The sequence below is a fragment of the uncultured Amnibacterium sp. genome, assembly GCF_964244015.1.
Classification (GTDB): domain Bacteria; phylum Actinomycetota; class Actinomycetes; order Actinomycetales; family Microbacteriaceae; genus Amnibacterium.
Genome location: NZ_CAXTHO010000108.1, coordinates 1 through 10,457 on the forward strand (window position 1 = coordinate 1; position 10,457 = coordinate 10,457).

A 10,457-nucleotide genomic window follows, 5' to 3' on the forward strand; every position below is an offset into this window, starting at 1 on the left:
GGCCTCGTCGACACCCACGTGCACGTGAACGAGCCGGGCCGCACCGAGTGGGAGGGGTTCCGCACCGCGACCGCCGCGGCGGTCGCGGGAGGCGTCACGACCCTGATCGACATGCCGCTGAACTCGATCCCGCCGACGATCGACGTGCCCTCCCTCGAGGTGAAGCGGGCCGCCGCGGCTCCCGCCGCGCTCGTGGACATCGGATTCTGGGGCGGCGCGGTGCCCGACTCCCTCACGCACCTCCGTCCGCTGTGGGACGAGGGCGTGTTCGGGTTCAAGTGCTTCCTCGCGCCGTCCGGCGTCGACGAGTTCCCGCACCTCGACCACGAGCAGCTGAACGCGGCGCTCGACGAGCTCGCCGGCTTCGACGGCCTGCTGATCGTGCACGCCGAGGACCCGGACGTGCTGCTCCGGCACGCGAACGCGGGCGGTCCGCACTACCCGACCTTCGTGCAGTCGCGCCCGGAGGAAGCCGAGACGATCGCGATCGGCGCGGTGCTCGACGGCCTGCGCCGGACGGGAGGGCGGGCGCACATCCTGCACCTCTCCGCCGCCTCCGCCGTACCGCTGATCCGCGAGGCGAAGGCGGAGGGGCTGCGCGTCACCGCCGAGACCTGCCCGCACTACCTCGTCTTCGACGAGGAGCGCATCCCCGACGGCGCCACGCAGTACAAGTGCTGCCCGCCGATCCGCGACGCCGCGAACCAGGACGTGCTGTGGGGCGCGCTGCTCGACGGCACGATCGACCTCGTGGTGAGCGACCACTCCCCCTCCACCGCCGAGCGCAAGTTCGCGGGCGCCGGCGACTTCCAGGTCGCGTGGGGCGGCATCTCGGGGCTGCAGTTCGGGCTGCCGGCCGTGTGGACGGAGGCGCGGCGGCGCGGGATCCCGCTCGAGCAGGTGGTCGGCTGGTTCAGCAGGAACACGGCCGACTTCGCCGGGCTCACCACCAAGGGCCGGATCGCCGAGGGTGCCGAGGCGGACCTCGCGGTCTTCGCGCCGGAGGCGTCGCACCGCGTCGCGGTGGACGAGCTGCGCTACCGCAATCGGGTCAGCGCCTACATCGGGCACGACCTGCGCGGCGTGGTGCGCACCACCTACCTCGCCGGCGCCCCGATCGACGTCGACGCGCCTCCACGCGGCCGCCTGCTCACCCGAGCCTGATTCGGGCTCCTGCGGCTCGACGCCCGCCGGCGACCCGATCCGCGTCGTGTCGTCGGTCGTCGGTACCGTGCTCGTGCGGACGTTCAGCTCGACGACCGTCCCGATTCCCACCCGATCGAAGCGAGGCACGATGACGATCACCACGACCCCGCCGATGAGGGTGGCGGTGATCGGCGGCTCGGGACTCGCCGGCTCGGCGGTCGTCCGCTCGCTCGTCCGGCGGGGTCACGAGGCGGTCTCCGTCTCGCGCGGCTCGGGCGTCGATGTGACGACCGGTGACGGCCTCGCGGCGGCGCTGGACGGCGTCGACACGGTGATCGACGTCGGCAACACGGCCGCCGAGAAGCCGGCAGCGATGATCGACTTCTTCGTCACCTCCGCGGCGAACATCCTCGCCGCCGAGCACGAGGCGGGTGTCCGCCAGCACGTGCTGCTGTCGATCATCGGGGTCGACCGCACCCGCGACTACCCGCACTTCACGGGCAAGCTGGCGCAGGAGACCACGGTCGCGGGCGGCGGCATCCCGTACACGATCCTCCGCGCCACGGAGTTCTTCGAGTTCGCGGAGAGCGCCGTGCAGTGGGGGACGAAGGGCGACTTCTCGGACGTGCCGCCGCTGCTCATGCAGCCGATCGCGGTCGACGACGTCGCCGAAGCGCTGGTCGATGCCGCGACCGCCGAGCCGACGAACGCGATCGCCGAGATCGCCGGACCGGAACGCCACGACCTCGTCGACCTGGCTCGACGGATCCAGGCGATGCGCGGCGGGCCGGCCCTGCGCCTCGTGCCGTCGTGGGATCAGAGCGGCTTCGGCGAGGAGATGGCCGGCAACCTCCTCCTCCCCCGCGACGGCGCCGCACTCGCCGCCACCACGTTCGACGACTGGTTGCGCAGCAGCGCCCGATCCTCCTGAGGCGGGTTCTGGGCGCTCGACGTGCGGAGCGCGAGGCCGTCGGGCGGTCACGTCACAGGCCGTTACGTGCGGGACACATCACCGTGCGAGTCTCGGGACATGTCCATCGTGCTCGGCCCCTATCAGTACGGCAAGGCGGAGATCCGCCTGGTCCGCATCGTGCGCGACACCCCGCGCCACGAGATCACCGACCTGAACGTCTCGACGGCGCTGCGCGGCGACTTCAGCGGCGCCTACCTCGACGGCGACCAGCGGACCTCGCTGCCGACGGACTCGCAGAAGAACACCGCGTACGTCTGGGCGAAGAAGCTGAACCCCGACCCGATCGAGGCGTACGGGCTGTCGCTCGCCCACCACTTCGTCGACGACGTCGGGCCGGTGGAGGGGGCGCGGATCGAGATCGAGCGCTTCGACTGGACCCGCGTGACGATCGACGGCCGGCCGCACGACCACACCTTCGTGCGGACGGGTCAGGAGGTGCGGACGGCAGCGATCACGCTCGAGCCGGGCGCGACCCACGTCGTCCAGGGGTTCAAGGACCTCATCGTGCTGAAGAGCACCGGCAGCCACTACAGGGACTTCCTGGTGGAGGAGTACACGACGCTGCGGCCGACGGACGATCGCATCCTGGCCACATCGCTGACCGCGAAGTGGCGCGTGACGGAGCCGTCCGCCGATCTCGACTGGAACGCGATGTACGCGGGCGTGATGGCCGTGATGCTCGAGCAGTTCGCGACCCTCGACTCCTCCGCCCTGCAGGAGACGCTGTGGCACATGGGCCGCGCCGCACTGGAGGCGTACCCCGAGATCGCGGAGATCCGCCTCGTCGCGCCGAACAAGCACCACTTCGAGGTCGACTTCAGCAGGTTCGACGAGGACAACCACAACGAGGTCTTCCACGCGGACGACCGCCCGTACGGCCTCATCCAGGCATCCGCACTCCGGGAGGGCGCGGCCCCCGCAGGCGACGCCTGGCTCGACTACACCGGCAGCGTCTGAGCCGGCCCGAACCGCCCTCGCGACGCGGAGCACGACAGCAGGACAGAGCCCCTTCAGCAGGACGAGAACGCGCGACCTGAGTCCTGCCGAACGCGTTCTGTCCTGCTGACGGACTCGCTGACGAGGCGTTCGCGTGCGCGCGACGGGGAGCGTCGCGGATCGGCGAGCATGGAGGGGTGAGCCTCCTCGTGCTGTTCGACCTCGACGGCACGCTGCTGGATGGCGGCGGCCTGCCCGGTGCCATGCGGGCGACCTGCGAGTCGCTGGCATCGGAGCTGCCCGGCGGGACGGCAGACGCGCTCGTCGCGGCGAACACCAGCACCTGGCAGCGCGTGTGGCCCGACGTCGAGGACGACTACATGCTGGGTGGGCGCTCCGGGGACGAGATCGGCCGCGACGTCTGGCGGCAGACCCTCGCGGCGTGCGGTGTGCGGGGCGACGACGTGCTGGACCGCGCGGTGACCGAGTGGTTGCGGCAGGAGCGCGCCGCCCTCCGCCTCTACCCGGACGTCCTGCCGACGCTCGACCGACTCGAGCGGAGGGGGATCCGGCTCGGGATGGTGACGAACGGCGCGGCGGCGGTGCAGCGCCGGAAGGTCGCCGCCGTCGGGCTGGCGGGCCGGCTCGACCCGCTGGTCGTGTCGGGTGACGTCGGCGTGCGGAAGCCGGACCGAGCGATCTTCGACGATGCGCTCGAGCGGGCCGGGACGCTCGCCGCGGACGCGCTGTTCGTCGGCGACCACCGGTGGCACGACCTGCTCGGCGCTCAGGAGGCGGGCATCGGCACCGTCTGGCTGGACCGCGCCGGAGTCGGGCTGGACGGCACCGGCCCGACGCCCGACCTGACGATCAGGACCCTCGCGGACCTCCCGGCGTTCGCGGATCCGCAGCGACACGAGGACACGCCGCGGTCCGGGGCCTGATGCACGCGCGGCGCACGTCTCGCGTCGGGTCGGCTACGAGCCGCGGTAGGTGCTGTAGGCGAAGGGGCTGAGCAGCAGCGGCACGTGGTAGTGCTCGGTGCCGGAGACGCGGAAGGTGATCTGCACCTCCGGGTAGAAGCTCGGCCGTCTGGTCGCCTCGAAGTAGTCGCCGGTGGCGAACGTCAGGCGGTAGATCGCGCCCTCGAGCCGGTCGGGTCCGAGCGCGCCGATCCGGCCGTCGGCATCCGTCGCGCCGCCGCCGACCTCGCTCCAGCCGTCGTGGGTCTGCCGGTCGAGGGTCACGCCGACCCCGACCGCCGGCGTCCCGAAGGCCGCGTCGAGCACGTGGGTCGTGACCTGGCTCATGCGTCCTCCTCGAACAGGGTGCCGATCCGGAGGGCAGCGATCTGCCGCAGCTGCTCCTTCGCCTCCGCCGCCTCCGCCGCCTCGTCGAGCTTCAGGCGGCGCTGCAGCTCGTCGAGCACCTCCTGCCGCGACCGGCCGGCTGCGCGGATCAGGAACACGCGGCCGAACCGCTGCTCGTAGACCTCGTTGCCGCGGGCGATCGCGGCGTCGACGCCCGCATCGTTCCGGCCGAGCGCCTCCTGCTCGCTCGCGGACAGCAGGGACGACGTGCCGTCCCCCTCCGCGCGCTGCCCGATCCGCGGGTGGTGCGCGACGGCCTCGTCGAGCTCGGCGTCCGTGAGGGTCCTCGAGGCCCGGTCTGCCGTCTCGACCAGAGCGGCGACGGACCCGTACGGACCGTGGTCGGCGACCTCGTCGACCCATCGCGCGACCCCGAGCGCCGCCGTCAGCCGCGCACGACCCTCGGGTGCTCGGGTGTCGATCATCCGGCTCAGACTAGGTGGCGGGGTCGGCGCGCGGGTCAGGCCGTGGCGCGGTCGAGCGGCCGGCGTGCCGCTCCGGAGGCGAGACCCGCGGCGGTGATCAGCACCAGCACCACGATCAGCGCCCGGAGGATCCCGGTCTGCTGACCGATCAGGCCGATGACCGGCGGGCCGACGAGGAACGCCGTGTACCCGATCGTCGCGACCGCCCCGACGGTCGCCGTGGCAGTCCGCGGGTCGTCCGCGGCGGCGGACATGCCGACCGGGAACCCGAGCGAGGCGCCGATTCCCCAGAGCGCGACGCCCGCGATCGCGACGGCGTCGACCGGCACGACGATGACGATCAGCAGACCGACGACCGCGAGCGCCGCGGAGGTGCGCAGCACGGGCACCCGGCCGAACCGGTCGAGGGCCACGGTGCCGCCGATGCGCCCCGCGGTCATCGCCGCGAGGAACAGTCCGAGCACCGCGGCGCCGGCCGCGTTGTCGAGGCCGTGCCCGTCGACCATGGCGAGGCTCAGCCAGTCGTTCGCGCTCCCCTCCGCGAACGCCATCCCGAGCACGATCAGGCCGATCAGCAGCACCCGCGGGTCCGCCCAGACCGCGAGTCGGGTCCGGAGGCCGCCGGTCGGCGCATCCTCGTGGCCCGCCGGCTGCTCGGCCGGCTGCAGGAACCGGACGAGGATCAGGGTCGTGGCGAGTGCGAGCACACCGACCCCGACGAAGTGCACGCCGATCGGCACCCGGACGAGTTCGAACAGCGCCCCGAGCCCCGCGCCGGCGACCGTACCGCCGCTGAAGGAGGCGTGGAACAGCGGCATGAGCGTGCGGCCGATCGCGCGCTCGTTCGCGGCGCCGGAGAGGTTCATCGCCACATCGACCGTGCTGGCGGCGCCGACGACGAGCAGCACCAGGAAGATCGGCGCGAACGCCGGCACGAACATGACGACGAAGCCGAGCGCGATCATCGCGATGCTGACCGCGGAGTAGGCCACGGTGATCGTCCGTGTGGCGCCGAGTCTCGCGATGACGGTGCTCGCCGTGACCACGCCGACGATCGACCCGGCGCTCAGACCCAGGATCAGGAAGCCCATCTCCTGCGTGCTCGCGCCGAGCAGGTCGCGCACGGTCGGCACCCGGCTCGCCCACGATCCGAACACGAAGCCGCACAGCGCGAAGATCGTGAAGACGGCGTCGCGCCAGTGCCGCAGCTCGGCGGACGGCCGGGTCCTGGTGGTGCTCATCATCGCAACGGTACGGGCCGCGACCCCATCCCGACGAACGACAGGAGGCGAGATGACGGATGTCGTCGGGCTCGTGCTCGCCGCGGGCGCGGGCGAGCGCTTCGGCGGACCCAAGTCTCTCGCGCGCACCGCGGACGGCGATCCGTGGGTCGCGCGGGCCGTGCACCTGCTGCTGGGGGGCGGGTGCGACGCGGTGGTCGTCGTGCTGGGCGCCGGGTCGGAGGAGGCGAGCGGACTCATACCGGAGCAGGCATCCGTCGTGATCGCCGACCGCTGGCGCACCGGCATGGGCGCGTCCCTGTCGGCCGGCATCGGCGGGCTCCCGGAGGCGGACGCCGCGCTGATCACGCTTGTGGACCTCCCGGGCATGCCGGTCGCGGTCGTCGAGCGCGTGCTGCAGGTGGGCACGGGGCGCGACGTGCTGGCCCGGGCCTCGTACGACGGTCGGCCGGGCCACCCGGTGCTCCTGGGCCGGGACCACTGGGCGGCGTTCCGCGACTCCCTGCGCGGCGACGCGGGCGGCCGGATCTACCTCGAGGAGCACGACGTCACCCACGTGGAGTGCGGCGACCTCTTCTCGGGGACGGACGTCGACCGCCGCTGAGGTCGTGTTCACGGATCAGGGGATCCGGCGCGCGAAGCGCCCGAATCCCCTGATCCGTGAACACGACCGGAAGGAGGGGGAGACGAGCGCTCAGTCGCCGAGTTCGCCCAGAGCCTCGTAGGCGGCGCTGATCGCGGCGACCCTCGCCGCTCCCGTCTCACCGAGCGCCTCCAGCACCGCACCGGCGAGGAGGCTCACGAGCGTGGCCGCCGCCGCGTACGAGTCGAACGGCGACGTCGACTCGATGCCGACGTCGAAGCGCCAGTCGCCGCCGCTCGGTGGAAGCGACGGGTCGGCGATGAGCACGGTGCGCGGCGCGGCGGAGTCCAGCGCGCGGAGCACCGGTCCCAGCACCGCCGGGCGACGGCGGAGGCCGACGACGATCACGACGTCCTCCGCGCCGAGACCGACGAGCTCCTCCCCCAGCGTCTGCCCGTGCTCGGGCACGAGCAGCACGTCGGGGCGGGCCTGCACGAGCGCCTGGCGGAGCAGCATCGCGATCGGGAACCCCGACCGGAGGCCGGCGACGACCACGCGCGGCGCGGCGGCGATCGCGGCGGCGGCGGCGGTGAGCGCCGCGGCATCGACGTCGCCCGTCAACCGCTGCAGATGCAGCACGTCCGCCGCGACCTGCGCTGCGATCGGATCACCGCCGTCGGCGATCACGACCGGCAGCCCCGCCCCGCGCTGCACGCGCAGGAGGTCGCGGGCCTGACGCGAGTCCGCGAACCCGAGCCGCCGGAACAGCCGCGACACGGTCGCCTTCGAGACCCCGGTGCGGCGCGCGAGCTCGCTCGAGTTGTACAGCGCGGACTCGTCCGGTCGGGTGCGCAGGAAGTCCGCGACGCGCTGCTCCTGCGGGCTGAGCGCCTGCCAGGCGCCCTCGATCCGATCGGCGAGCCCGATGGGCGGACTCACGCGCGGTGCTGCTCGGCGACGGCGTGCACCGTCGCCGAGAACGCCGCGAGCGCGGCAGCGGTGTCCGCCGCCGTCACCGTCTCGTCCGGGTGGTGGCTGATCCCGTCGTTCCCGCAGCGGAGGAACAGCATGGCGACGCCGGTCACGTCGCTGACGGCCATCCCGTCGTGGCCGGCCCGGCTCCAGACGCGCATCGGGTCGGCATCGCCGGTCGACCGCACACCGGCCTCGACCGCGGCGACCAGCCCCGGATCGCACGTGGTGGCGTCGGCGCGGTAGAACTCGTCCCAGCTCCACGTGACCCCGCGACGAGCGCAGACCTCGCGAGCGAACGCGTCGATCCGGTCGAACGCGGTGTCCCTCGCCTCGTCGGTCTCGGCGCGCAGGTCGAGCGAGAAGCGGCACGCGCCCGGCACGACGTTCACGCCGCCCGGGAACGCGCGGATCCGGCCGACGGTCCCGATCGTCCTCGACTCGATCGAGATGCGCTCGATCTCCAGCACGATCTCCGCGGCGGCCACGACCGCGTCGCGGCGGCGGGCGTAGGGAGTGCCGCCGGCGTGGCCCGCACGGCCGGTGACCTGCAGCGCGAAGCGGCGCGCGCCCGCGATCGCGGTGACGACGCCGAGCGCGCGGTCGGCGTCGAGCAGGTGCGGGCCCTGCTCGATGTGGGTCTCGAGGTAGCCGACCAGGTCGTCCGGCGGCCTCGCCGCGTCACCGATCCGCGCGGGGTCGAGCCCGAACCCGGTCATCGCCTGCGCGACGGTCGTCCCCGTCCGGTCTGGCGTCGCAAGCCATGCGTCGCCGACCCTGCCCGCGAACGCGCGGGACCCGAAGAGGGCGTTGCCGAACCGCGTCCCCTCCTCGTCGGTGAACCCGATCAGCTCCAGCGCGAACGGCAGCGCGGCGGCATCGAGCCGGTCCGCGACCTCGATCGCGAGCAGCACGCCGAGCATGCCGTCGTAGCGGCCCGCGTCGGTGACGGTGTCGAGGTGGCTGCCGAGCACGAGCGCCGGGAGGCCGGCCCGCTGCCCCTCCAGCCGGCCGCAGATGTTGCCGGCCGCATCCTGCCGGACGCGAAGGCCCGCCTCCCGCATCCACTCCCCCACGAGCGCGTTCGCGGCGCGGTGCTCCTCCGAGAACGAGACCCGCTCGAGGCCGCCCTGCAGGGAGGTGAGGGACGCGAGCACGTCGCACCGCTCGAGCGCGCGCGCCGCGCCGGCGGCGTCCGGGTCGGTCACGCGGCGGCGCGGTACGAGTCGAGCGCGGCCTCCGTGCCGCCGCCGGTGGGTACGCGGGCCCCGTTGCGCCGCAGCACGGCCTCGAGCGCCGCGAGCGTGACCAGCACCGTGTCGCGGCGCGCGTTGTAGCCCATGGTGCCGATCCGCCAGACCCTGCCGTGCAGCGGCCCGAAGGACGTGCCGATCTCGATCCCGTAGTCGGCGAGCAGCTCGCTGCGGACCGCGTCGCCGTGCACCCCCTCGGGGATCTCGACCCCGACGACGTTCGTCATCTTGTGCGCGAGGTCGCCGAACGGCACGAGGCCGAGCCCCTGCAGACCGGCGAGCATCGCATCGCCGTGCAGGCGGTGGCGGGCGATGGAGGCGTCGATCCCCTCCTCCAGCAGGATGCGGGCGCACTCGCGCGCGCTGTAGAGCATCGTCGTCGCCTCCGTGTGGTGGTTCAGCCGCGCAGGCCCCCAGTAGTCGAGGATCTGGCCGAGGTCGAAGTAGTTGGAGCGGATCCGGTCCGCTCGGACCACGCTGTCGGCATCCCGGATCCCCGCCTCGATGCTCTTGCGTGACTCGACGACCTCCACGGCCCGTGGCGACAGCGTGATCGGCGCTGCGCCGGAGGGTCCGCCGAGGCACTTCTGCAGCCCCGCGGTGACCGCGTCGAGGCCCCACGCGTCGGTCTGGAACTCGTTGCCGCCGAGGGAGGCGGTGGTGTCGCAGTAGAAGAGCACGTCGTGCTCGCGGCAGATCGCACCGAGCTCGTCGAGCGGCTGGGCGAGCGTGGTGGAGGTGTCGCCGTGCACGATCGCGAGCACCTTCGGCCGCACCTCGCGGATCGCCGCCTCGATCGCCTCCGGCGCGAACACCTGCCCCCACGGCACGTCGATGGTGTGCACCTCGGCACCGCAGCGCTCGGCGATCTCGACGAGCAGGTGCCCGAACCGGCCGAACCGCGGCACGAGCACCCGGTCGCCGGGCGCGACCAGGGAGACCAGCGCGGCCTCGATCCCGGCGCGCGAGGTGCCGTCGACGAGGACGGTCGCGTCGTTCGCGGTGGCGAAGACGTCGCGGTACAGCGCCTGCGTCTCGGTCATCGTCGCGGTCATGAACGGGTCGTACTGGCCGACGAGCTGCGCGGACATCGCCTGCAGCACCCGCGGGTACACGGTGATCGGGCCGGGCCCCATCAGCAGCCGGGCGGGTGGGTCGATGGGGCCTGCGGACATGGCACTCCTCGCCTGCAACGGTCGTTTCAAGCGTTCACCCTACCGCAACGACTGTTTCAGGCAGATGAACCCTCCCGGTCCGCGCCGCATCGGTGGCAGGCTCATGACCGGCGCCGACCGCAGGTTTCGCGCCGAGGGCGGACTCGTGCAGGGCACTGTCGCTCGCGCACTCGGATGAAGAAGGAGACCCCCATGACGGAGACCAGTGCGACGGAGAGCAGCACGCGGCAGCGGCTGCCGCTGAACCAGGCGAACCTCGCCGCGATCGGCGCGAGCGGCGATGTGGCCGTGCCCGCGTACGACCGCTCCGGGCTGACGGCGGGCATCCTGCACTTCGGGGTCGGCGGCTTCCACCGGGCCCACCAGGCGATGGTCGTCGACCG

11 protein-coding genes and 1 pseudogene are annotated in these 10,457 nt (G+C 73.1%); 6 read left to right on the forward strand and 6 right to left on the reverse strand.

Annotation, left to right across the window (positions count from 1 at the left end):
• The 4 genes from allB to ACFE67_RS11785 form a co-directional block, all read left to right on the forward strand.
• A partial coding sequence (allB, locus tag ACFE67_RS11770) for an allantoinase AllB (protein ID WP_375407069.1) occupies nt 1-1,164 on the forward strand: 1,164 nt, incomplete at its 5' end.
• Nucleotides 1,165-1,294: 130 nt separating this feature from the next.
• Nucleotides 1,295-2,077, forward strand: coding sequence for an SDR family oxidoreductase (locus tag ACFE67_RS11775; RefSeq protein WP_375407070.1), 783 nt, complete (start codon nt 1,295-1,297; stop codon nt 2,075-2,077).
• Nucleotides 2,078-2,176: 99 nt separating this feature from the next.
• A complete protein-coding gene (pucL, locus tag ACFE67_RS11780; protein ID WP_375407071.1) occupies nt 2,177-3,076 on the forward strand; it encodes a factor-independent urate hydroxylase in 900 nt (299 codons plus the stop codon).
• Nucleotides 3,077-3,252: 176 nt separating this feature from the next.
• Complete coding sequence (locus ACFE67_RS11785) at nt 3,253-3,999, forward strand: HAD family hydrolase (protein ID WP_375407072.1); 747 nt, start codon at nt 3,253-3,255, stop codon at nt 3,997-3,999.
• A gap of 33 nt (nt 4,000-4,032) precedes the next feature.
• Here ACFE67_RS11785 and uraH read toward each other — a convergent pair whose 3' ends face one another.
• From uraH to ACFE67_RS11800, 3 genes are read right to left on the reverse strand one after another with little or no spacing between them, the layout of a single operon-like run.
• Nucleotides 4,033-4,365: a hydroxyisourate hydrolase gene (uraH, locus tag ACFE67_RS11790; protein WP_375407073.1), complete on the reverse strand. Its 333-nt coding sequence runs from the start codon at nt 4,363-4,365 to the stop codon at nt 4,033-4,035.
• The gene (uraD, locus tag ACFE67_RS11795) at nt 4,362-4,850 is read right to left on the reverse strand and encodes a 2-oxo-4-hydroxy-4-carboxy-5-ureidoimidazoline decarboxylase (RefSeq protein ID WP_375407074.1); all 489 of its coding nucleotides are present in this window, start codon (nt 4,848-4,850) and stop codon (nt 4,362-4,364) included. Before uraD ends, uraH begins: the two co-directional genes overlap by 4 nt.
• Before the next feature lie 35 nt (nt 4,851-4,885).
• Entirely contained in the window at nt 4,886-6,091 is a 1,206-nt protein-coding gene (locus ACFE67_RS11800) for an MFS transporter (RefSeq protein WP_375407075.1), read from the reverse strand.
• A 52-nt stretch (nt 6,092-6,143) separates the two neighbouring features.
• On the opposite strand from ACFE67_RS11800, the gene ACFE67_RS11805 reads away from it, so the two are divergent.
• Nucleotides 6,144-6,695 (forward strand): NTP transferase domain-containing protein, encoded by a 552-nt coding sequence (locus ACFE67_RS11805; protein ID WP_375407076.1) that lies wholly within the window; start codon nt 6,144-6,146, stop codon nt 6,693-6,695.
• Nucleotides 6,696-6,785: 90 nt separating this feature from the next.
• Here ACFE67_RS11805 and ACFE67_RS11810 read toward each other — a convergent pair whose 3' ends face one another.
• The 3 genes from ACFE67_RS11810 to ACFE67_RS11820 are packed head-to-tail and all read right to left on the reverse strand — an operon-like array spanning nt 6,786 to nt 10,074.
• A complete protein-coding gene (locus tag ACFE67_RS11810; protein ID WP_375407077.1) occupies nt 6,786-7,613 on the reverse strand; it encodes a MurR/RpiR family transcriptional regulator in 828 nt (275 codons plus the stop codon).
• A complete protein-coding gene (locus ACFE67_RS11815) occupies nt 7,610-8,854 on the reverse strand; it encodes an allantoate amidohydrolase (RefSeq protein ID WP_375407078.1) in 1,245 nt (414 codons plus the stop codon). The genes ACFE67_RS11810 and ACFE67_RS11815 overlap by 4 nt, the downstream gene beginning before the upstream one ends.
• The gene (locus ACFE67_RS11820) at nt 8,851-10,074 is read right to left on the reverse strand and encodes a pyridoxal-phosphate-dependent aminotransferase family protein (protein ID WP_375407079.1); all 1,224 of its coding nucleotides are present in this window, start codon (nt 10,072-10,074) and stop codon (nt 8,851-8,853) included. The genes ACFE67_RS11815 and ACFE67_RS11820 overlap by 4 nt, the downstream gene beginning before the upstream one ends.
• 192 nt (nt 10,075-10,266) lie before the next feature.
• Here ACFE67_RS11820 and ACFE67_RS11825 point away from each other — a divergent pair.
• Nucleotides 10,267-10,457 (forward strand): annotated as a pseudogene (locus ACFE67_RS11825) (mannitol dehydrogenase family protein); the annotation flags it as partial.